The organism is Niastella yeongjuensis (assembly GCF_900110245.1).
GTDB classification, from domain to species: Bacteria; Bacteroidota; Bacteroidia; order Chitinophagales; family Chitinophagaceae; genus Niastella; species Niastella yeongjuensis.
Map to the genome: position 1 here is coordinate 644,018 of NZ_FOCZ01000002.1, position 24,988 is coordinate 669,005.

Annotated in this window: 15 protein-coding genes; 13 read left to right on the plus strand and 2 right to left on the minus strand. The window is 46.3% G+C overall.

Translation table 11 applies throughout. The annotated features are described in order from the left end of the window. Window positions 1–12: 12 nt before the first annotated feature. The 5 genes from BMX95_RS07365 (at window position 13) to BMX95_RS07385 (ending at window position 5,505) form a co-directional block, all read left to right on the plus strand. Window positions 13–1,158, plus strand: a complete 1,146-nt coding sequence (locus BMX95_RS07365) for a glycoside hydrolase family 88/105 protein (RefSeq protein WP_081201395.1) — start codon at window positions 13–15, stop codon at window positions 1,156–1,158. A 56-nt stretch (window positions 1,159–1,214) separates the two neighbouring features. Beyond that, a complete protein-coding gene (locus tag BMX95_RS07370; protein ID WP_081201397.1) occupies window positions 1,215–3,275 on the plus strand; it encodes a glucosidase family protein in 2,061 nt (686 codons plus the stop codon). 54 nt (window positions 3,276–3,329) lie between these two features. Next, a complete protein-coding gene (locus BMX95_RS07375) occupies window positions 3,330–4,016 on the plus strand; it encodes a DUF5063 domain-containing protein (protein WP_081201399.1) in 687 nt (228 codons plus the stop codon). A gap of 99 nt (window positions 4,017–4,115) precedes the next feature. Then, window positions 4,116–5,006: a tetratricopeptide repeat protein gene (locus tag BMX95_RS07380; RefSeq protein WP_081201401.1), complete on the plus strand. Its 891-nt coding sequence runs from the start codon at window positions 4,116–4,118 to the stop codon at window positions 5,004–5,006. A gap of 31 nt (window positions 5,007–5,037) precedes the next feature. Further along, window positions 5,038–5,505, plus strand: coding sequence for a CYTH domain-containing protein (locus BMX95_RS07385; RefSeq protein WP_081201403.1), 468 nt, complete (start codon window positions 5,038–5,040; stop codon window positions 5,503–5,505). 35 nt (window positions 5,506–5,540) lie between these two features. Here BMX95_RS07385 and BMX95_RS07390 read toward each other — a convergent pair whose 3' ends face one another. Together BMX95_RS07390 and BMX95_RS07395 are read right to left on the minus strand one after the other, a co-directional pair. Further along, window positions 5,541–7,691, minus strand: coding sequence for an alpha-galactosidase (locus BMX95_RS07390; protein ID WP_081201810.1), 2,151 nt, complete (start codon window positions 7,689–7,691; stop codon window positions 5,541–5,543). Between the two features lie 133 nt (window positions 7,692–7,824). Then, window positions 7,825–8,418, minus strand: a complete 594-nt coding sequence (locus BMX95_RS07395) for a hypothetical protein (RefSeq protein ID WP_081201405.1) — start codon at window positions 8,416–8,418, stop codon at window positions 7,825–7,827. Between the two features lie 325 nt (window positions 8,419–8,743). Here BMX95_RS07395 and BMX95_RS07400 point away from each other — a divergent pair, with 325 nt between their 5' ends. The 8 genes from BMX95_RS07400 (at window position 8,744) to BMX95_RS07435 (ending at window position 24,940) form a co-directional block, all read left to right on the plus strand. After that, the gene (locus BMX95_RS07400; RefSeq protein ID WP_081201407.1) at window positions 8,744–11,860 is read left to right on the plus strand and encodes a SusC/RagA family TonB-linked outer membrane protein; all 3,117 of its coding nucleotides are present in this window, start codon (window positions 8,744–8,746) and stop codon (window positions 11,858–11,860) included. A gap of 20 nt (window positions 11,861–11,880) precedes the next feature. Then, window positions 11,881–13,395, plus strand: a complete 1,515-nt coding sequence (locus BMX95_RS07405) for a RagB/SusD family nutrient uptake outer membrane protein (protein WP_081201409.1) — start codon at window positions 11,881–11,883, stop codon at window positions 13,393–13,395. Window positions 13,396–13,404: 9 nt separating this feature from the next. Further along, window positions 13,405–14,118 carry a hypothetical protein gene (locus BMX95_RS07410; protein WP_081201411.1) on the plus strand — a complete coding sequence of 238 codons (714 nt, stop codon included), beginning with the start codon at window positions 13,405–13,407 and terminating at the stop codon, window positions 14,116–14,118. 162 nt (window positions 14,119–14,280) lie between these two features. Further along, window positions 14,281–16,761: a glycoside hydrolase family 2 TIM barrel-domain containing protein gene (locus tag BMX95_RS07415; protein ID WP_081201413.1), complete on the plus strand. Its 2,481-nt coding sequence runs from the start codon at window positions 14,281–14,283 to the stop codon at window positions 16,759–16,761. Window positions 16,762–16,850: 89 nt separating this feature from the next. Further along, entirely contained in the window at window positions 16,851–19,403 is a 2,553-nt protein-coding gene (locus BMX95_RS07420) for a glycoside hydrolase family 95 protein (protein ID WP_081201415.1), read from the plus strand. Between the two features lie 57 nt (window positions 19,404–19,460). Beyond that, window positions 19,461–21,605, plus strand: a complete 2,145-nt coding sequence (locus BMX95_RS07425) for a glycoside hydrolase family 31 protein (protein WP_081201417.1) — start codon at window positions 19,461–19,463, stop codon at window positions 21,603–21,605. A gap of 124 nt (window positions 21,606–21,729) precedes the next feature. Beyond that, on the plus strand, window positions 21,730–22,908 hold the full coding sequence (locus tag BMX95_RS07430; protein ID WP_081201419.1) for an alginate lyase family protein: 1,179 nt from the start codon (window positions 21,730–21,732) through the stop codon (window positions 22,906–22,908). 172 nt (window positions 22,909–23,080) lie between these two features. Then, window positions 23,081–24,940 (plus strand): alpha-L-fucosidase, encoded by a 1,860-nt coding sequence (locus BMX95_RS07435; RefSeq protein WP_081201421.1) that lies wholly within the window; start codon window positions 23,081–23,083, stop codon window positions 24,938–24,940. The last annotated feature ends 48 nt before the right edge of the window (window positions 24,941–24,988 follow it).

Genomic DNA, 24,988 nt, shown 5'->3' on the forward strand with positions numbered 1-24,988 from the left:
ACTTACGAGTAAATGAAACAAACGATTCAATGCCTGATATTGGCGCTGGGAATGGCGCAATTACACCCGGTAGTCTGTGAAGCACAATCCAAAAAGGCCATGGCCGATCTCACCAAATGGCCTGCCGGCGCCTCGCCACAGGAAGTGGGAAAAAGAGTGGCGGAACATTTTGTACTTACACCACATACCAATTTTGGCCGCACCACCCCACCAAGAACAATTACCTATCCCGAAACCTGTACCTGGTATGGAGCGCTCACCTTTGCAAAACAATCCGGTGATAAACAGCTTGTACAAAAACTGGTACAACGTTTCGATCCTATGTTCGGTGCGCAGGATACCCTGATCCCAAAACCGGTGCATGTGGATGCCACCGTATTTGGATCAGTGCCCTTTGAATTGTATATGCAAACAAAAGACAACCGCTATCTTGAAATAGGAAAACGTTTTGCCGATAAACAGTGGGACAATCCGGAGGGCCCGCATGTAAAACCCGAATCACAGGATTATTTAAACCGCGGTTTTTCCTGGCAAACCCGCATGTGGATCGATGATATGTTTATGATCACAGCAGTACAGTCACAAGCCTACCGCGCCACCAATGATAAAAAATACATTGAAAGAGCGGCGAAGGAAATGGTGCTGTATTTGGATTCATTGCAGAAGCCGAATGGACTTTTCTATCATGCACCCGATGTACCTTATTTCTGGGGCCGTGGTGATGGCTGGATGGCAGCCGGCATGGCCGAGTTGCTGCGTTCATTACCGAAGGAAAGTCAATACCGGGAACGTATTATGAAAGGTTACAAAACCATGATGGCTTCACTGCTGAAATACCAGGCGGAAAACGGTATGTGGCGGCAGTTGATAGATGATGCCGAATCATGGCCCGAAACTTCCTGCACCGGTATGTTCACCTTTGCCATGATCACCGGGGTTAAAAATGGGTGGCTCGATGCTGCTACGTATGGACCCGCCGCCCGTAAAGGCTGGCTGGCACTGATCACTTATATCGACAGTAATGATGATGTACGGGAAGTGTGTGAAGGCACTAATAAAAAGAACGATCGGCAATACTACCTCGACCGCAAACGTAATATAGGCGACCTGCACGGTCAGGCTCCGGTGTTATGGTGTGCTACGGCGTTGTTACGATAACCCTGAGCGTCCTGAGCGCAGTCGAAACGCTGTTTAACTTTTTAAAAACTTGTGTCGTGAACTTCAATAAATTGCTTACCAGGACCTGCTTGCTCGGGTCCTGTTTTATCTCGTTATCATTGGTGGCCCAACAATCGCCCCTGCCTGTTCAACAGGACCGCTGGAAAATATTACCCGATGGAAGTATTGAATGGCCCATCGACAACCGCCTGCCGCATAACGACCATGTGGAGATGAGTGGCGAAAAAGTGTCGATGTGGGTACAGTATGGTGTTAATAGCGAAGGACAACCGGTTATAGACCGCACCATGGTGTTCCCTACATTTCGATTGTTGCCGGTACGTACCATTGCCAGTATGACCTACAACATAAACGATGGCGACTTGCCCCGGTTCCTCATCAACGACAGATTATTAAAGGCCGGTGTTTACAATGCAGCAGTAGCTCCCGATATGCCTGAGAAAGTAACAAGCATCAGGCAGAAAGGCATTTTACAAATAAACAGTGAAATAGGAAAAGACAGGTCCGTTACCTTACAACGCACACTTTTCCCTTCGGTAGATAAACCGGTAGCATTGGAGAAGTGGTTGTTTACCAATACGGGTAAACAACCCATAAAAATTGAAATGGAATATTTGTACCGGGAAGTGCGTCCGGCCAGTGAAAGGACCACACCTGTACCACACAGCTTTATAGTAACTACCGCCAATGAAGGATTGAAAACGGTAGCACCCGGCGACTCGGTGCAGTTCGGCATTTTATACCAGGCAGCAGATAAAAACAATCCATTGCCAGCGGTTGATGTGAATGCTTCTTTTAGGGGCCGCCTGCAACGGGTAAACAATATTGAATCTCTGCTGCAATTGGAAACTCCCGATCCGGTTTTAAATACAGCCTTTGCATTTGCCAAGATCCGGGCCACTGAGAGCATTTATAAAACAAAAGGCGGGTATTTACATGGCCCCGGTGGTTTGCGGTATTATGCCGCCATTTGGGCAAATGATCAGGCCGAATATGTAAATCCATTTTTTGCATTCCTGGGCGATGAAGCTGGAAATAAATCGGCCATGAATGCGTATCGCTGGTTTGCCAGGTACATGAACGAAAAGTACGAACCAATTCCCAGTTCCATTATTGCCGAAGGCGATGCCACCTGGCATGGAGCCAAAGACAGAGGCGATATGGCGATGATCGCTTATGGCGCATCACGCTATGCATTAACGTATGGCAACACAGATTCAGCCAAAGTGTTGTGGCCGCTGATTGAATGGTGTCTGGAGTATTTAAAAAGAAAAGTAAACGAACAGGGAGTAGTGGCCAGCAACACCGATGAACTCGAAAACCGCTTTCCGGCAGGCAAAGCAAATTTGAACACCAGTGTATTGTATTATGATGCGTTGCACTCCGCTGCATTGTTGGGAAAGCAATTGCAGGTGTCGAAAGAACAAATCAACCGGTATGAGCAGGAAGCGCAAACCATGCGGAAAAATATAGAACGGTATTTTGGCGCCAATGTGGAAGGGTTCGAAACCTATCGATATTACGAAGGCAATGATACGCTGCGCGCCTGGATCTGTTCGCCCTTAATAGTTGGACTGTTCGAAAGAAAGGAAGGAACCATTGCTGCATTATTTTCTCCCCGTTTGTGGACGGCAGACGGACTGGCTTCGCTGGCTGGCAATGGAACGTTCTGGGACCGCAGCACGCTGTATGCATTGCGTGGCGTATTGGCAGCCGGTGAAACGGAGAAGGCTATGGAATTCCTGCATTATTATTCACAACGGAGGTTATTGGGAGAGCATGTGCCCTATGCGGTCGAAGCCTACCCTGAAGGTAACCAGCGGCATTTATCGGCCGAGAGTGGTTTGTATTGCCGCATCTATACCGAAGGCTTGTTTGGGATGCGTCCTACCGGTTTTAACAGCTTCGAATGCGCACCCCGGTTGCCCAATGGCTGGAACCAGATGGCCTTGCGGAACATTCATTCATTTGGAAGTGTATTTGACATTGTAGTGAAGCGGGCAGGAGCCGGTAAACTCAATGTAATTATTAAAAAGGGCCAGAAAGAAACAGCATATGCCCTCAAAGAGGGTGCCGCCCGCATCATACAACTATAAATTATAATACAGTATAATTACTGTTTATATGCGTGTATTAACTGAATTTTTGTGATGAAATGTACGGTCGTACGTTTAAAAACACAACTACCGGGCTGGGTTACAATAACAGCCCGGTTTTTAGTGTCGTATGTACAACAAATAGGCATCATTTTTGGACATTCCAATAGCAACCATTATTCAATAACAGCTATTGAGAACACTTTGCCACTATCTGATAAGATACTAGTATCTAAAATTATTGCCACCAACGAGTTTACCAGCTTCATCGATGCTGCTAAAAGATATTGTTCCTTCATTGAATCTCACGAAGCAGAAACAGCCCGCCATTTTATTCTTCAATCACAAAATCATTTGTTGGCCCTGTATAACCTGGGCAATTGCATGATCCTGATGGAAGAAAAAAGCGATCAGAAGATCGAAGTAAAGCTCGACGAACTTGAATTTCAACGAAGCCTCCATTTTATAGCCGACAGATTATGGGACTACCGCTATTACTGGTATGTATTCGATCCTACTGCCAAAAAAAAGGATGCGGGTATTGTATACGGTGATCTGTATGAAGACCTGGGCGCCATTTATAAATACCTGAAACAAACCTTGTTGTTGTATGGCATGAACTCGTCAGAAGCCAAACAAAATGCGGTTTGGGATTTTAAGTGGAACTTCGACGCGCATTGGAGCGGGCACTGTGCCAATGCCATCTGCGCCATTCATTACTTTCTTCAAAAGAGTAAATAGCAAATAAAGTGTCGCTTATCGACAAAGAACACCCATTGGTAAAAATTAATAAGTTTTTTTAACCGCTATTTGTAGATTTGGCTACCCCAATACCCGACAATGCCAAAACAAATAGTGCTGTTTTTATTAGTTCTCCTTGCAGGACAATCCTTTGCACAAAATTATAAAGGAGAATTCTATCAGTTGTTAAAAGAAGAAGATACCGCTGCGCAACGGCAATTGTTGCAGCAATGGCAGCTGAAAAATCCCACCGATGCAGAATTATATGTGGCTTATTTCAATTATTATTTCCAGGCCAGCCGCCAGGAAATGGTGGAACTGTCAGATTCCGGAAATGGAAATGCATCCCTTGCACTGACAGACAGCGCCGGTTCCCAGGTTGGTTTTCTTTCTGATGACTTCGACTACGACAGCGCCCTGCTGCAAAAAGCCTTTCAATACATCGACAAAGGAATAAATACCTATACAACCCGGTTAGATATGCGTTTTGGAAAGATCTATGCCCTGGGCCAGATCGAAAACTATGAACGCTTTACCAATGAGATCATCAGGGCCATTGAAATGGGTAATAAATTAAAAAGCCAGTGGACCTGGGCCGACAATAAAAAACTGGAAAACCCGGAACGTTTTTTCCTGAGCAATATTCAGGAATACGTAGTACAGTTATACGATGCGGGTGACGATCAGATAGGCAGAATGCGGAAGATTGCCCAAACCGTTCTGCGATATTATCCCAGGCATGTGGAAAGCCTCTCCAACCTGGCTATTACGTATGGATTGCAAGGTAATTATGATAAGGCATTGGAATCGTTACTCCGGGCCGAGAAGATCATGCCTAAAGATGCGATCGTTCTCAACAACATCGCTACTATGTATGAACGAAAAGGCGATAAATCCAACGCCATAAAATATTTTGAACTCACTGCAAAATTAGGAGGCAGGGAAACCAGGGATGCCGCCATGGAGAAGTTGAAAGAACTGAAAAATTAAGCAGATAGGAAGAATGTAGTATTTTTGGGTTATGGGTATCGAGATAGAAAGAAAGTTCCTGGTCAATAAAGAAAAATGGAACCAGGTAAAAAAAGAAAAGCGGTCATTGTACCGGCAGGGATATATCGTATCGGATCCCGAAAAAACGATCCGCGTACGGCTTACTGACAACGAAGCCTTCTTAACTATAAAAGGACTCTCCGTAGGCGCTTCGCGCCCCGAATTCGAATACAGCATTCCTGTTGATGAGGCCCAACAGCTGTTAGATGGTTTTTGTGACACCGTTGTAAGCAAAATAAGAAACTTCATTACCTATGATAACAAGCTGTGGGAAGTAGATGAGTTCCATGGCGACAATGAAGGGCTGATTGTAGCAGAGATAGAGCTCGATGATGAAAACGAGTCCTTCTCCCGCCCGGAATGGATAAGTGAAGAAGTAACTTCTGAAAAGAAGTATTCCAATTCAAATTTGGCGAAGAAGCCTTATAAGAGCTGGTAGTAAGATAGTTGATTAAATAATCCCACCATCCCGGTTCATTCTTCGGTTATCTCAAATATATTACTCGTCAACGCCAACGCCCTCCCGGGCGCCAGGTTCAAACCAATGGTCATCAGATACTCACCGGTGAACACTTTGTCATTATCAGGGTTGTTGGCTTTAGTGCCGGGGAACAGGTTGGTTTCGTGGAACCGGTAATTCTTTTTAGGATCGAGGCCTTGCAATGGTACCCTGGTGAAAAGGTCTTTACGGCGGGTGGTTAAATTATAATTGAAAAGAACGGCCTTGCTTTTTTTGTCGTTCACGTACATCAATACAGATCGGTTTTCTTCATACGGTGAAATAAGGCGGAACAGATCGCCAAACCAAATGACATCACTCAGTTGTTTATAGTTTTTTACTGCCTCCTGGCTGAATTGTAATTCCTGCAGCGTCATTTCATTGACGCGAATGTCGTAACCCAGTTTGGCCGACATGGCCACATCAGTGCGGAATTTAAGCGATTGCCCTTTTCCCATGCTGGTTATATGTGCAGCAATGGTGTTAGCTGGAAAGAAGTAAGAATACCCCCACTGGATAAATACGCGCTCTAACCCATCGGTATTATCGCTTGGCCAGAACTCAGTAAAGTATTTCAAGGCGCCAAAATCGGTGCGGCCGCCACCACCGGAACATAACATAATGGGCAGGTGCGGATATTTCGCGCGGATGCGGTCCAGCACCTTATAAAAACTGCGGGTATATTCGATAAATAAGTGTGACTGGTTTTCCTTCAGATAAGGTGAGTAGGTATTCGACATCGGGCGGTTACAATCCCACTTGATATAAGCAATACCCGGATTTTTTGTAAGCAGGCTGTCAACGATGCCGAAAACAAAATTCTGTACAACCGGATTGGTAAGATCGAGCACCAGCTGGTTGCGCGACAGGTTTTCGGCACGGTTGGGAAGGCGTAAGATCCAGTCAGGGTGTTTTTGATACAGTTCGCTTTTGGGGTTAACCATTTCCGGTTCCAGCCAAATACCGAATTTAATGCCCTTCCTGTCTGCCTCGCTAACGAGGTGGCCAATGCCATGCGGTAGTTTGGTTTTGTTTTCCTGCCAGTCGCCAAGGCCGGCTTTGTCGTTGTCACGGGGAAAGGCATTGCCAAACCACCCATCATCCAACAGGAACATATCAACGCCCAGTTGTTTAGCGCCATCGAACAGATCTGTCAGTTTATCTTCATTGAAATTAAAATAAGTGGCTTCCCAGTTATTTAGTAACGTGAGACGCGGGCCATTGCCATCCAGTACCGCGTAGTTGCGCGCCCAGCGATGCAGGTTACGGCTGGCCTCACCTTTACCCTGGCTGCTATAAGTGAATATGAAATCGGGTGTGGTGAACAGTTCACCCGGTTTCAGCGTGTAATCCGATGCATAGGGATTTATACCCGGACGCACCCGCAATTGATTTCGTTGATCCACTTCAAAGGTAAATTGAAAGTTGCCGGTCCAGGCAAGGGTGCCGGCAATTAGTTCACCGCTGGTTTCGGTAGCGGGATTGTTCAACGATAGAAAAAAAGCCGGCGTTTGATAATAGTCTGCGCGGGTCCCCAGCTTGCTCTCGATGTTCTTTATGCCATTAGTTAGTTTCTCCTCCACCATTTGCGCTTCCCGGGCCCATTCTCCATGAAACTGCGTTAACCAGTAATTATCGGCGCTGAAGTGTAAAAGAGTAGAGGCGTAATGCGTCAACCGCACCGGCTTTTTTTCGTGGTGTTGAATGGTGGCGCTGGCGGTAATAACATCTTCATTAAAATAAGCAGTGTATTGTAGTGTCACTTCCACGGGATAAACAGAATCTTTCAATACAATGCGGGTGGTAGTCACATTGTCTTTTTGATTGGTGGTATGCGTGGCGTACGTTAATTCAAGGGAAGGGTTGCCATCGGCATGCACCAGGCGGATGGCAGGCTCAAACAGGTTTTCCATCCCGGCGGTCATATAAGCTTCCTGGCCACCCGAAATATGATCGTATGCTGTATTTGCTAACCGCGCACCCAGGTAACTTTGATACACGCGGTGGTTTTTGCCAATGGTAAATACCAGGCTGGTGTTTTTTGTTTGTATTACGATGGGAGGGGTGGATTGGGACAGCACTACCAGCGAAAACAGCGTAAATAGCAACAATAAAGAATACTTCATAATGCCTGGGTCATTTACAGGCAAAGATGCAGCTAAACAGAAAGGTGAACCACCCACCGATTGGTGTTTGATTCACCTTAATTGTTATAAACACATATTTTACTTGAAACTCAGGACCGGGAAGGGCCTACGCTTAATCCTTTTCTTCTTCTAATGCATCGTTATCCGGCCCGCCCAGGCTGTAATAATCGTTTTCTTCGTCATCCTCGGTTTTCTTGGGATCATCTTCTCCCTCCTCAGGAACATCCAGGTCGTCGCCGCTGCTTACTTCACTCACGGAAGCCTCATTTAACGGGTCGCCGTCAAAATCGGTATTGTCCAGCCCTTCTTTATCAACAAATTCATCTTCATTCATATCCTGGTCCTGGTCGGGATCGCCCAGCATTTCCAGGTCTTCTTCCGTTACATCGGCTTCGGTGCCCATCACGATCTGTACTTCGTCGTCATCTTCATTAAAGATATCCCTTCCACGGCGAACACCCTCTTCGTCATCGGAGGAAGCGGTAGTGTCCTTCATGGCGCCGGGTACGCCGGCATTTACAATTCCTTCCTGACCGGGAATATCGGATACATCAGGGATCTCGATATAGGATTCATCCTGCGCCAGCTTTTCCTTTCTTATTTTACTGGCAGTGCCATCCTTGGGCGGGGTTTGTTCCTGGTTAGCGGAAATATCGTTCAGCTCCTCATCAGAGCGTTTTGTTTTAGGTGTTTTTGCTTTTGCCATAACCGGAGTTTTATTGAAAATGCTTAAAAAATTATGCCCGGAAAAAAGAGGCTAACTGACAGAAAAACAAGTCGGAGAGTGTTGAATTAACTCCGCATGTCAATTGTTCTCTATCTAAAGTTAACTGATTAAGACCAGGATAAATCCTTTATTGAAAAGATTATCAAATGTTAATATAGCTTACCACATTGTGAATTTAGCAAAATTCAGCATACTAAATAGTTGTTTACTTGCAAGTGGTTGCACTATTAAACTCTATTGTATAAACTGACGACATTCCATGCGCTTGCTGACAGGGCATGGATTGTAAAAAACTAACTGCTGTATGAAAAAGAAAGCCATTTCTTTTGAAGCGGTCCATTCCCCGGGCCGCGTATGCCTGCTGTTGCTATTATTTCAATGTGTTTTCCTGATTTCCGTTCACGCCCAAACCATCAAGGTTGACGGTGTGGTACAGGATGACAAAGGCGCTCCCCTCGGCGGAGTAAGTGTATCGGTAAAAGGCACTACTTCCGGTACGGTTACCAATAATAAAGGCGCCTATACACTGAATGTGCCCAATGCGCAATCGGTACTGGTATTTTCACTGGTAAGTTATGGAAGTTCTGAACAGGCAGTGGGAAGCAGAACCAACATCAACGTTACGCTGGCGCAAAGTTTAAACGACATGAATGAAGTGGTCGTTATTGGTTATGGCGGAGCGGTAAAGAAAAGAGACCTTACCGGCGCCATATCTTCAATCAGTGCCAAACAAATTGAACAAAGACAACCGGTAACCCTGTTTGATGCTTTACAGGGACAGGCTGCCGGTGTGTTGGTCACCAACGACAACGGCGACCCCGCCGGACAGGGCACCATACAGGTGCGCGGCGCCTCTACCATCAATGCATCGGGAAATGGCCCGTTGTATGTAATTGACGGCATCATCAGCAACAACGGCAATTTTGTTAATCCTGCAGATATCGAAAATATCGAGATCCTGAAAGACGCTTCTTCAGCCGCCATTTATGGCGCACGTGGCGCAAATGGCGTAATCTTAATTACAACAAAACGCGGAAAAGAAGGCAAACCTGCCATCAATGTAAATTATTACCACCTGATGGGTAAGTTAGCGCATAAGCTGCGTACCACCAGTGCCGATGAATTGCGCTATTACCGCAAAATGCGCGGTGATGGCAACAACGGGATAAATGTCGATTCGGTGAACCCTTACCTCAATGCAGATAACGATTACCAGGACCTGCTGTTTAGAACTGCCAATAAACAGGTTGCTTCAATAAGTTTAGGCGGCGGCAGTCAGAAAGGGATGACTTACTATGCCGGATTAAATTATACCGATGATAAATCCATAGTGATTAATAGCTGGATAAAGAGAATACAGTCAAAGTTTAACATCACTTATCAACCCACTTCAAAACTATCTATCAGCAATACGCTGGCCTTTGCCTGGCAAACGGGTAACCAGATCCCGGTAGGTACATCCGCGAGACAGGTATTTGAACGAAATCCCTGGACGAGTATCTATCGACCAGATGGTCAGCTGGCCAGTTATGTGGAATCGAAACGTAACCCGGTGGCTTATGCATTGAATAATATAGACCTGGATAATAATTACACGGCCCAGATCAATACACAAATAAATTACGATATCATTCCCAATTTGAAATTTACCAGCCAGTTCAATGCGCAGCTCGACAATGAGACCAACCGGCAGCTGACGCCAAGTTCATTAACGTCGGGTGGAACAGGGGATGCCACCGGAAGCAATACCTTCAACAAAGAATTTTATTGGGAGTTCCAGAATTACCTGAACTACAGAAAAACAATTGGTACCGATCACAGCATAACTGGATTGCTTGGTTTCAGTGCCGACAGGCGACGCAGAGACGGGTTTAGGATCGGGATGAAAAATTACCTCAGTGAAACGATCCTCACTTCCAATGCTGGCGGTGTTGTGCTGGATGGAACCGGCACCTCTGCCACTGCACACTCGGATGCGTCGCTTTTTGGCCGGCTGGGCTATAGCTATCAGGGAAAATATATTGCACAAGGTACCTGGCGCCGCGACGGATCTTCCCGGTTCGGTAACAACAACAAATGGGGTAACTTCTTTTCCGGATCAGCCGCCTGGCGGTTTTCCGACGAATCTTTTATGGACTGGACAAGGGGTGTGTTAGCAGACGGAAAATTGCGCTTTAGTATTGGACAGACCGGTAATGATGCCATTGGCGACTATGCATCCTATTTCTTAATGAATTTTGGTCAGGAATATTACAACGGCGCCAATGCTGCTGCACCGAGTGCTACACTGGGTAACCCCAACATACAATGGGAAGGTACCACCTCTTCGAATTTTGGAATGGACCTCTCCTTCTTAAAGGGCCGGTTAAACTTAACAGTAGACTATTATACAAAAGTTACCTCCAATTTATTATACACAAGCAGGCTGCCCAACGAAACCGGTTTGGATGGCGTGACGGTAAACCTGGGTACTATTAAAAACAGTGGACTGGAGTTTACATTGAACGGTAATGTTGTGAATACCAAAAACTTTTCCTGGAACCTGATGGGTAACATTTCTTTCCAGGATGCCCGTATTCAGGAACTGGCCAACCACACCTCATTTATTTCAGGTAACAAATGGCTTATCCGGGAAGGCGGCCGCCTGGGAGATTTTTATGTATGGCAGAATGAGGGGGTATACCAATGGAACGAATCAAATGCCTATTCTAAGGATGGAGCAAAACTAACCCCGGTATTAGGTGCAAACGGAACGCCTGATGGCACATACCTGCTCAATGGCGAGTCCTATACCGGTACCGTGTATAGCAAATCACGCGCTGGGTTTAAGCTGGAAGGGGGCGATACGGAATGGCGTGATGTAAATAATGATGGTATCATCGACGAAGAAGATAAAGTAATAGCAGGAAACGCATTGCCGGATTACTTTTTTGGGATCTCCAACACCTTCACTTATAAAAACTTTACCCTGAACGTACTGGTGAACGGACAGGTTGGTAATGACATATATAACAAAGTGCGGAATGACCAGAATGCGAATTCATCAACCTATTCACCACCTGTATGGGATGCGGCATTGTATTCCTGGCATCAGCCCGGCGATGTTTCCAAATATCCTTTATTTGCCCGCAAAGACACGCGCGGCAGCATCAGCAATGGTTACAACAGTTTGTATATAGAGAACGGTTCGTTTATCAGGTTGTCGAGTTTACGGCTTACGTATGCATTGGGCAATAAGTTAAAAAAGCTGAGTAAAGTAAGTGGCGGGGCAATATACGTGTACGGCAGTAACCTGCTCACCTTTACCGATTACAGCTGGTACGATCCTGAATTCAGCTCTTCCGGGTTGAATATCGGTGAAGACGGTGGTAAATACCCCAAAAGAAAGGAAGTAGGAATTGGTGTGAACCTTAATTTTTAAACTGCTCAATTATTGCAATCATGAAACGCACAGCCCATATACTTTTTTATTTAAGTACGCTTATAATAGCAGGCGGTTGTAAGAAATTCTTAACCGAAGAACCGCTTTCGCAGGTACCAGTTGAAAACTATTTTACCAAGCAAAAAGATATCAATGCCGCCATAACTGGCATGTATGCCTCTTTACAGGATGAAATGACGGGCGATGGATCAGGTAACGGTAATTATTTTTATTGGGGCGAAGGCCGCAGCGATAACTTCGACCGTTCGCAATATCCCAATTCAGCTATTACCGAGCTGTCCTTGAACCAGCTTACTTCGGGCAACTTTACTTCCGACTGGTCTGGTTTATACCGCACCATTAACCGGGCCAATCTCGCCATCAAGAATATACCCCTGGTACAGAAATACGATATCAATGTAACCAATGTGTTCCGCGACAACAGCCTGGCGCAGTGTTATGCCATGCGCGCTTTGTGTTATTTTTATATTGTACGTATCTGGGGCGATGCCGTTATCAGAACGGAACCCTACGAAAGCATTGCAGAAAATGCAAGCGTGCCAAGAGAGTCGAAAGATAAGATCATCAATGAATTGATCATTCCGGACCTGCAAAAGGCATATGGCCTCATTCAAAAAAATCAAAAACCAATTGTCTGGAATATTGGCGAGGCCACCATTGCAGCTATACTGTCTGATGTATATATGTGGCAAAAAGACTATGCGAATGCCATTACGTGGATGAAAAATGTATTTATAGCCCAGGGCCCCAAGGGGACTAAATACAACGGTGCTTCGGGGGCAGACCTGGAGCCAACCAGTACCTGGAAGAATTTATTTATTAACCCTACTGCAACCAATGAAGCGATCTGGAGCATCCATTGGGACCAGCTTGTAAATGAATGCGCCTGTTTACCCGTATCTATCAGTAACAACAACAACCCCATTCGGATAGATTCTTTACTTCACTCCAATTGGAAAGCAAACCCAACGGATACCAGGGTGGCCAAATCAATAGATACATTGCTGGGGTTAGGTCACATAGATAAGGTGACAAAATATTACAACCTCGCAGGACTTTCTTTCCCAACCGGAAGTGGCGCGCCTGATCAAAGGAGTTATAATGTTTACCTCACCATGTATCGCCTGGGAGATATCTATTTATCATATGCAGAAGCTTTGAATAAAACCGGCGACAGGTCCAATGCGCTGAAGTACCTGAACTTTATCCGGGTACGGGCAGGGTTACCGGCCTATCTTATTACAGACCCGGCTGTTGCTGCTGAGGCTGATATGGAAGATACAATTTTGAAAGAACGGCAGCTGGAGCTGTTTGCCGAAGGAAAAAGATGGTTCGACCTGGTACGTACCGATCATGTTAAAAAAGTAATGGACACAGTACTGATCGTTCGCCAGCAGCGATATGGAGCACCAGCTGTTGGGTTTGGGGACGACATGAGGAAACTGGTGTGGCCCATTCACCGCCAGGTGATCGAAGATAACAAAACCATAGAACAAAATTTACCTTACAACTAATTGTATTATATGAACCGCATTATAAATAAACTGATCATTGCCGCCAGTATAGTAGCCTCCCTTTCACTGGTGGGATGTTATAAAGCCCAAACCGATTACAGGAAAGACCCGCATTCACTCGATCCGCATCTCAACCTGACAGCCCAGGAATACCTGAACAACCGGGCCAATGCGGTAGCAGCGCCTTCCGATACCATCTTCCGGTTGATGCTGCAGGGTATTCAATATGCCGAGATAGACATGAATGTGTATGCGCAAACCGGCAAAACATTCATCCTGTTGCACAACGATGCGATCAGAAGACTGGATAAAAACGTGGTACAGCCCGATTGCTTTTTTGGCGCTAACCTGGTCAATGGCAAGGCGGCTGCGAAATGGAGCGACTATCCAAAAGAATTTGTGAAAAATTATTTGTTGTACCTGTTAATAGATGGCGAGTATGATCACTATACCATTCCGGGTATTGACAATATAGAGGTAAATACACAGGCGCCGGCGGGAAGTTTGTCCGTCATGCCGGCCGGTGTTACAAGAACTTCGTTTACACCTAATAATGGCTCTACGATGAAAATAAAGGTGCTGAATTCATCACCCTCCAATACATCCGATTTTCCCATTGTATTGAATAATGTGATCAATGCTCGTACCAGCAGCCTGTTGGCTACGAATGGTACCATACATGTGATTGACCGTTTTTTGACAACCACCGTACCGGCGGAATAGAATATGTAATATATATTAAAAAATGCTATGCTGGCCCTGAACGCTGAAGTTCCGGGCCAGTATTTTTAACGAAACAGGTGCAACCCGGAAACGATTGCGTACAATCTGAAAAGAGTGGCAATGTTCTTACTTATCTTTCGCTGGATTTTTAAATAGCGCATAATGCAAAGACTTAAATGGTTGCTTTTATTGCTGATCGTAAATGTATCAGCCCGTGCCCAACAATCGACCCGTTTAACAGGTAATTGGGAGTTTTTAAAACAGGATGTAGGCGGCATATGGGAAATTATGCGGCCGGTGGGAAAAGGAAACCCGGAAAGCGTGCCCTTATGGCAATCTGTGCAGCTGCCGCATTGTGTAAATGCGGAAGATGCCGTTGATCCCGATGTAAATTATTACCAGGGACCTGCCTGGTACCGTACCCAGCTCGATATCAATAATCCATACAACACAGGCCGCACCCTGCTGTTTTTTGAAGGCGCCGGCCAGAAAACAGATGTTTATGTATACACTACCAAAGTAGGGTCGCATACCGGTGGCTACGATGAATGGTCGGTAGATATCACCGATGCGGTGGCAGCCTTTAAAAAAACGGCTGTATATCAAAGTCAGTTCAAGGGTAAGATCCCCATTGCTATAAGGTCCGATAATTCAAGGGACCTGGAGATGATCCCTTCCGATTTATCGGATTTTAACGTGTATGGCGGAATTTACCGTTACCTCAACCTGGTATATACGCCATTAATAGCCATTGATAAATTATTTGCAAAAGCAGAAGTTGATAAAACCGGAAAATTAGGAAGTGTAAATGTAAGCGCGAGAATGTATTTCTCCTCTCCGCCAGCTGGCGGAGGAGGCCGGGAGGGGGCCGGGAGTGCTGGTGTAACTATTAAGTTGATCGACCCCACCGGTAAACCAGTTCAGCAAAAAGAGGTAGCACTAACCAGTTTAACCAGCGACATTCACCTGGCGGACTTCACCCTGAAAACACCCCAGCTGTGGTCTCCGCAAAAACCGGTTCTGTATACAGTGGAGGCAACAATAACCACAGCGGCAGGCAATTATGTGCAGCAGGAGAAAATAGGTTTCCGCCATTTCGAGTTTGTTGATCATGGTCCGTTTATGTTGAATGGACAACGGCTGTTATTACGCGGCACCCATCGCCACGAAGACCAGGCTGGTGTTGCAGCTGCCATGACAGAAGATATGATGCGCCAGGAAATGATCATGATGAAAGAGATGGGGGTGAATTTTATACGCCTGGGGCACTATCAGCAATCACGCATTATTTTAAACCTGTGCGATAGTTTAGGCATTTTTGTTTGGGAAGAAATTCCCTGGTGCCGTGGTGGCCTCGGTGGACCTGTATACAAAGAACAGGCGCGCCGCATGCTCACCAATATGATTGAGCAGCATTACAACCATCCGGCAGTCATCATCTGGGGATTGGGAAATGAGAACGACTGGCCCGGTGATTTTCCTGAGTTTGATAAAGAACAGATCAGGAGTTTCATGAAGGAGTTGAATGAGCTGTCGCATCACCTGGACCTTTCGCGCAAAACAGCCATTCGCCGTTGCGATTTTTGTAAAGATATCGTTGATGTATATTCTCCCTCCATTTGGGCAGGCTGGTACCGGGGTTTGTTTACCGAATATAAACAGGCTACAGAAGAGGAATTCAAAAAGGTAACTCATTTTTTACATGTGGAATGGGGTGGCGATAGTCATGCCGGCCGTCATTCAGAAAGTCCCGATAAAGCGTTGCAATCAGTAAAAACCGGCGGAGGTGCCGATGAGCGGGCGGGCGATGCAAGCCTGTATGGCGGTGCTGCCCGGGTGTCGAAAGATGGCGACTGGAGCGAGACCTACCTCTGCAACCTGGTTGACTGGCACCTGAAAGAACAGGAAAACATGCCCTGGTTAACCGGTACAGCACAATGGCCCTTCAAGGATTTCTCAACCCCTGTACGGCCCGATAATCCTGTTCCTTATATGAACCAGAAAGGCGTGGTAGAACGCGATCTCACCAAAAAAGAAGCCTACTACGTATTTCAATCTTATTGGACTACCCGGCCAATGGTGCATATTTACGGTCATTCCTGGCCGGTACGCTGGGGAAATGAAGATGAAGAGAAAATGATAAAAGTATATTCCAACTGTACCGAAGCAGAATTGTTTGTGAACGGTAAAAGCTACGGAATCAAAAAACGCAATAGCCAGGATTTCCCCGCAGCAGGGTTGCGCTGGAACATAGCATTAAAAGGCGGCGCGCAGGAAGTAAAGGTGATTGCCCGTACTGGGAAAGTGGAAGTAAGAGATTCCATCAGATTTCAATACCAAACAGAGAAATGGGGCAAGCCTGCAGGACTGATGCTGGAAAAGATCAGCGAGGCAAACGGTATAGCAACCATGCAGGTAAAACTGTTAGATAATAAAGGCATGCTTTGTCTGGATGCTGCCAACTGGATCCGCTTTAGCCTGGCTGGCGATGGCAAACTCATCGATAACCAGGGCACATCAAGCGGTTCAAGATTGGTTCAGGCATATAATGGCCGCGCCATCATCCGCGTACAAACCAATGGTGGTAAATCGATGATAGGTGCAAAAAGCGAAGGCTTAAAGACCGTATTTAAAGACCTGTAAGAGCTTGTCCGCCTTTGGCGGATGCATCATTTGAGCTTGAACAAGTATTAGGCTTAATTGGACCTGACAGGTCTCACGAAATATGACATATGAAAATTACACTAACGATATTCTCTTTCCTGGTCACTACAACCTTGTATGCACAGCAGCGCGATGCTGGTTTGCAATTGTGGTACAATAAACCGGCCGTGGCCTGGGAAGCAGCTTTGCCATTGGGCAATGGAAAAACCGGGGCGATGGTCTTCGGTGGCGTAGGTACCGAACGGCTGCAGTTAAACGATAATACCTTGTGGTCGGGTTATCCCGAAGCGGGTAACAATCCCAATGGCCCAACGGTATTGCCCCAGGTGCGGCAGGCTGTGTTTGAAGGCGATTATGAAAAAGCGGCTGCGTTATGGAAAAAAATCCAGGGCCCTTATTCAGCCCGTTATTTACCTATGGCCGATCTGTGGTGGCGTTTGCAATCGAAAGATACCCTGCCGGCTTCTTATAACCGCAACCTGGACCTGAACAATGCCGTGGCAACCGTTCGATATAAAATAGGCAACGTACAATACCAACGCGAAACCTTTATCAGTTATCCGGCCAAAGTGCTGGTGATGCGGATCACCGCCGATAAAAAAGGCAGCATAGACGGCGTGCTGGATCTCACAAGTAAATTGCATTTCAAAGTAAGTACTTCCACTGCTGATTACCTGGTGCTGCGCGGCAAAGCCCCTAAATTTGTAGCCAACCGCGACTACGAACCGCAACAGGTAATTTATGATTCGGCGAATGGCGAAGGCATGAACTTCGAAGTACATGTGAAAATAAAAACCGAAGGCGGCAACGTAGTTCAAGCCGGCAATCAATTGCGCGTAAGCGGCGCCAATACCGTCACCATTTATTTATCGGAAGCAACCAGCTTTAATGGGTTTAATAAATCACCGGGATTGGAAGGCAAAGATCCGGCAGTTGAAGCAAAGGCGAATCTGCAAAAGGCGGTAGCGCTTTCGTACGAACAGTTAAAAGCGATGCATATCCGCGATTATCAGTCCCTGTTCAAACGGGTTGAACTAAAATTGAGCGCCGACAATGGCGTTGCAAAGCTGCCAACTGATGAACGGTTAAAACAATATGCCTCGAACCCCACCGATCAACAATTACAGGTGCTGTATTATCAATTTGGCCGCTACCTGCTAATATCCAGTTCAAGACCCGGATCACGGCCCGCCAATTTGCAGGGCATCTGGAATGATCACGTTCAACCACCCTGGGGCAGTAACTATACCACGAATATCAACACTGAGATGAATTATTGGCTGGCAGAGAATACCAATTTATCTGAGTGCCATCAGCCCTTATTCGATTTCTTAAAAGAGCTGGCAGTAAATGGTGCGCAAACGGCAAAGGTGAATTATAATATTACTGAAGGCTGGGTAGTGCATCATAATTCCGATTTATGGGCAAAAACATCGCCACCCGGTGGTTTCGATTGGGACCCGAAGGGCATGCCCCGCTGGAGCTGCTGGCCAATGGCCGGCGCCTGGTTAAGTACACATATTTGGGAGCATTACTTATACACTGGTGATAAAGCCTTTCTGAAAAATGCCTGGCCGTTGATGAAAGGCGCTGCGCAGTTTATGTTGCACTGGCTGGTAACCGATCCTGCCAATGGATTGCTTGTTACCAATCCATCTACCTCGCCCGAAAACACCATGAAGATAAAGGGTAAGGAATACCAGGTGGGCATGGCTACTACCATGGACATGAGCATCATTCGGGAGTTGTTCACCGCGGTTATAAAATCAGGTAGTATTCTGAAAACAGATAAAGCATTTTGTGAACAGGTAATAAAAGCAAAAGAGAAACTATACCCCTTTCATATTGGGCAGTATGGACAGTTGCAGGAATGGTTCAAAGACTGGGACGATCCCAATGATAAACACCGGCATTTATCGCATTTGTTTGGTTTGTATCCCGGCAGTCAGATCAATCCGGCCACTACACCAGCGCTGGCAGCAGCGGCCAAACAATCATTGATCTTTAGGGGCGATGTAAGTACCGGCTGGTCTATGGCCTGGAAAATAAACTGGTGGGCGCGTTTGCAGGATGGCAACCATGCCTATAAGATCTTAAGTGATGCCTTCACGTATATCGATCCTACGGTAACAAGAGATGCCATGAGTGGCGGCGGCACATATCCCAATTTGTTCGATGCGCATCCGCCGTTTCAGATAGATGGCAACTTTGGCGCTACCGCCGGTATAACCGAACTGTTACTGCAAAGTCATAATGGTGAGCTGGCTTTATTGCCAGCCTTACCCGATGCCTGGAAGAGCGGTTCTATAAAAGGAATAAAAGCACGCGGCAATTTTACCGTTGCCATGGATTGGAAAGAAGGGAAATTGGTAAAAGCTACCATCACTTCCGGTTCGGGCGGACTGTGCCGCATTAGTGCACTACAACCTATTAAAGAAGTCGAAGTCACTTCGAACAAATCAAAAGGCAACAATATGAACCCGTTAAATACTTCCTACGGCCAACCTCCCTATGAAAAGGAGCCGAAGGCGACGCTGACGGAACTAAAAGTGGGAGAGCGGTATGGTATTGATTTTGTGACAGAGAAGGGTAAGACGTATACTATAGTACCGGTTAATTAGTGAATAGTGATTTGTGAGTGAACTTGCTAACCACTCACCACTCACAAAAAAAGCCATATGAAAAATATAAAGCAAATAGCATTAATAGTGGCACTTGTATTCCAGGCTGCTCTCTCCTACGCCCAACTCTCCTGGACGGAAACAGCCCCGGGTGTATGGAAGGCCGCAGCAGGGGTGCCTGAAAATTATGACCTGTTAAAAGCTTCAGGCGCCACACCCAATAAAGAAGCGTTGTCAACCATTGCTCATGCCGGATTTCCATTAGAACAAAGCGATATTTCAATAAAGGTGGTGGATGGTAAAACTTACCTGCGGTTCCCTTTGCAACAGGACGAACAGCTGTATGGTTTTGGGTTGAATTTTCAAACCGTACACCAACGGGGTAAGATTTTGCAATTGCATGTGGATCATTATGGCGGAAAAGACAATGGCAGGACCCATGCACCATCGCCCTTTTATGTTTCATCAAAAGGATATGGCGTGTTTATTAATTCTGCCCGCTATTTAAATATCTATGCCGGAACTGCAGTCCGGGCAGACAGTAAAAACGCGCCTGTTGCCAAAGACCGGAATACCGATAAAAGCTGGAGTGCCCGGCCTTATTCAGATGCAGTGGAAATACTGGTGCCGGCAGCTGGCGTAGAGGTATATGTTTTCGGCGGGCCAACCCCGTTGGATGCCGTTCGCCGCTTCAACCTGTTTAATGGCGGTGGTTGTTTACCACCCCGCTGGGGATTGGGTTTCACACAACGGGTAAAAACATTATACACGGCCGACGAAGTAAAAAAAGAAGTAGCCGCATTCCGGGAGAAAGGCTTTCCGCTTGATTTTATTGGGTTGGAACCCGGCTGGCAAAGCAAAAGCTATCCCTGTAGCTTCTCCTGGGACAGTACGCGTTATCCCGATCCGGCTGGTTTTGTGCAGGATCTGTTAAAAGAAAATATCCGGGTAAATCTTTGGACCAATCCCTATGTATCACCCCAGGCGCCATTTTATAAAGCTATTGTTCCATACAGTGGATCGCACACAGTATGGAATGGATTGGTGCCTGATTTTACGACACAGCAGGGCCGTACCCTGTTTTTCGATCAGTTGAAAAATAACCAGGTCAATATAGGCGTGAGCGGATATAAGATCGATGAAGTGGATGGTTATGATTATTACCTGTGGCCCGATGTGGCAACCTTTCCATCAGGGGTAACTGCCGAGCAAATGCGCCAGACCTTTGGGTTGTTGGTTCAACGGTACAGTGCTGAATTGTATCACCAGCAGAATAAAAGGACCTTTGGACTGGTGCGGGGTTCCAATGCGGGTGGCGCTTCATTCCCTTATGTTATCTACAACGATTATTACAACCACGAAGATTTTATAACGGCGCTCATCAACAGCGGTTTTGCCGGCGTGTTATGGACGCCCGAAGCAAGGGCCTCTAAATCATCGGAAGAATGGCTGCGCCGTTTTCAAACAGTCGTGTTTTCACCCATGGCTATGATCAATGCCTGGGCCAGCGGTACCAAACCCTGGTCGTATGAGGATGTGGCTGAGCCGGTAAAGCAATTGGCTTTATTGCGCATGCAAATGATGCCGTATTGGTATACCGCATTTGCGCGGTATCATTTTCAGGGAATCCCGCCTTTCAGGGCTATGAGCCTGGAAGAAGGTTTTGTACCCGAATCAAAAAAGGAAAATGGCAGTGCCAGCCTGGAAGATAACCCGTATGCAGAAGCCGTATCAAAAGAGATCAGGGACCAATACATGGCTGGTGATTATTTATTGGTAGCGCCCTTGTTCACGGGACAAAAAACACGTAAAGTGGTTTTGCCCAAAGGCAGGTGGTACGACTTCTATACCGGCGCCTTTGCTGGTGATGGCGAAGTAATAACTGTAACACCCGGCTTGGATAAAATACCGGTCTATGTAAAAGACGGGGCTATCATTCCAATGATGAAACCGATGTTACATGCACCCGTCGCGGGGGAAAAAGTGGATCTAACGGTTCGCTATTATGGGAATAAACCCGGTTCCTGGCTGTTGTACGACGATGATGGCGAAACCTATAATTATGAAAAAGGCGACTACAGCTGGCGCGAAATAAAAGTTGAAAAAGACAAGGCAGGTAAATGGAAAGGTTCCATTTCTGCACCACTAAAGGGAAAACCGAATACAGTGGGTAATGTAACGTTTGAATATATGACGAAGTGAGAGCAGTGAGTAGTGAGTAGTGAGTGGGTTCGCGATTATTTAGACTTCCGAACAATCGGCAACCCTGTATTCCCCACTGCCTACTGCCCACTGCCTACTGCCTTTCAAGTAAAAAATACTAATCATGAATATTAACCGAATAATCATTTGTTGGGCATTCTGCATCGCCATAACAAACATTCATTGGAAAGCAGACACCAAACCCGACTACAAAGGGGAAGTAATGAAAACCCTGCGTAAACAGATCCTGGCGCAGGCAGGTTGGGCCCTGCAACAACAACCGGTTACGGTAACGGCTCAAAGTTCGCCCAGAAGCGCCGGAGGTAAACACGATTTCTTTTCAGAGGGGGATTACTGGTGGCCCAATCCGCAATCGCCCGATAGTCCCTATGTGCAACGCGATGGCATGACCAATCCCGTTAATTTTGTAGAGCATAGACTGGCCATGATCCGGTTAAGTCAAATCATTGGCGCATTGGCCTCTGCGTATGAGCTTACCCACGATGACAAATATGTAAAACAGGCATTGCAACATTGTAAAGCCTGGTTTGTGGATCCGGCCACTATGATGAATCCCAACCTGCAATATGCACAGGCTATCAAGGGCCGCTTCACCGGCAGAGGTATAGGCATTATCGATACCATTCAGCTGATGGAAGTAGTGCAGGGACTGGCAGATATGGAAAATGCAAAAGGAATGGACCGTCAATTGCTGGCAGCTATCAGAAACTGGTTTGAACGATACCTGCAATGGTTAACTACCCATCAATATGGTAAAGATGAAATGAATGCCACTAATAATCATGGAACGTGCTGGGTAATGCAAACGGCTTGTTTTGCAAAGTTCACCCATAATGAAAAGCTGATGCAGTTTTGTCGCGACCGGTACAAAACCGTTTTGCTGCCCAATCAGATGGCGGCTGATGGCAGCTTTCCCCAGGAGCTGCGCAGAACAAAACCGTATGGCTATTCGATCTTTAACCTCGATGCCATGACCACCATTTGCCAGATCCTTTCAACCAAAGAAGACAACCTGTGGAACTACAACACACCCGATGGCCGCAATATCCGCAAAGGGGTAGAGTACCTGTATCCTTTTATTGCCGATAAAAGCAAATGGCCCAAAAAGCCCGATGTAATGTATTGGGACAACTGGCCCGTAGCCCAACCCTTCTTACTCTTCGGCGCCAATACCTACGGCAACAATGACTGGTTCAACACCTGGAAAAAACTCGACCATGCACCCGAGGTAGAAGAGGTAATTAGAAATTTACCGGTAAGGCATCCGTTGATCTGGCTGTAAGGCAGTAGGCAGTAGGCAATGTGCAGTGGAAAAACAGCCCGAACCCAAACAGAGAATTAAGATCTTAAAATTTGGAATAATGAATTTAGTCGCGAGGCTAACAGCTCCCCCTCCACCGGAGGGGGGTTGGGGGGAGGCCGAAAACCGAGAACTCAGAACTAAGAAACTCAAAATGAAGAATAAACTAATTATACTATCCTTCTTCATAACACTAAGAACATTCTCCCAGGGCGATGAAGACAAAGAGATGTTCAATCGTGGCCGTCAACGTGACCAGCAGGCAATTGACGAAGCGGTAAGCAGCTGGTGGACTGCCTCCATGAAGAATCATGACGAACGCATAACCTGGTGGCAACAGGCGCGTTTTGGCATGTTCATTCACTGGGGCATTTATTCATTGCCCGGTGGCGAATGGAAGGGAAAGAGAGTAGATGGCTATGCAGAACACCTGATGCGCAAAGAAAAAATTACCCGTGCAGATTATTTGACATTAGCGCATCAGTTCAATCCCGTGTTATTTGATGCCGATGCCTGGGCGCGTCATGCAAAGGAGGCCGGCATGAAGTACATGATCATTACTTCCAAACACCATGATGGGTTTGCGATGTTCGACACTAAAGTTTCAGATTTCAACATTGTGCAGCAGACCCCATTCAGGCGCGACCCCATGGCGGAGTTGTCGGCAGCCTGTCATAAATACGGGATTAAATTCGGGTTTTATTATTCGCATGCGTTCGATTGGGAGCATCCCGATGCGCCGGGGAACGATTGGGAGTATAACAATCCCGGTGGAGATAAGGGGTTGTACGGTGGAGCAAACTGGTTTAACGTACATCCTGAGTTGCTGCCCAAAGCACAGAAATATGTAAACGAAAAAGCGATCCCGCAAATAAAAGAACTGCTGGCAAAATACCATCCCGATATTTTGTGGTTCGATACCCCTTCCAAATTACCGTTGTCAGAAAACATCCGCATGCTGAAAGCCATTCGCGAAGCCGATACCCATGTGGTAGTAAATGGCCGGCTGGCCAGAAGTGCAGAGGTAAGTTTTGGTGATTATAAAAATACTGCCGACCGTCCGTTGGAGTTTTTCCCCGTCACAGGAGACTGGGAAGCGATCCCTACCACCAACGAATCGTACGGCTATCATAAATTCGATAACAGTCACAAGCCTGTTGGCGCCTTCGTACAGTTGCTGGCGAAATCGGCTTCCCGTGGCGGCAATCTGTTGATGAATATTGGTCCAAAAGGCGATGGGGCCTTCGATACCAAAGACCTGACCATCTTACAAGGCATTGGCGCCTGGATGGAGAAGAACGGCGAGAGCATTTATGGAACAGTAGCCAGTTCGCTCCCTTTGCAAAGCTGGGGTGTATCAACGATGAAGGGCAACACCCTTTATTTGCATGTGTTCAACTGGCCGGCAGATAATAAACTGTATGTAGGTGGGCTGCAGAGTGAATGGGCTAAAGTATACCTGCTTGCCAATAAGAAAGCGTTAACGGCAACCAGGGTAAATGCAAATGATGTGGTGATCAGTCTGCCGGCAAAAATGCCCGATACGTTGAACACTGTAATAGCACTTGAACTAAAGGCAACCATAAAAGCAGATTCAATAAGGGTATTTTCTGCCAACATTCCGGAACAGCGTTTGCTGGCATTTGATGCACAATTGCACGGGGAGAAATTCAGCTACGGCGATGGCAAAACCGGCAGGTATTATGTACAGAACTGGAAGTCAGCCAGCCAATGGTTAAGCTGGACATTCCGCACTACAAAACCGGCCACGTTTACCATAAATATGAAATATCTTGCTGGTGAAGGCAATGGCGGCACGTTTGTATTACAAACCGGCAACCATTCAAAAGAAATAAAAATAACCGGCAGCGGCTCCGATACAAAAGTGCTTACCCTGGATAATATGGATACTATTGAATTACCCGCCGGTACACACGAACTGATCATTAAACCAGTTTCTATTGACAAAGGAGAACTGATGAAATTGCTGGAGTTACCGTTGATAGCTAAATAATCAGGACCCGTGCCACGGTTTCAAACCGTGGCACGGATTAACTACAAA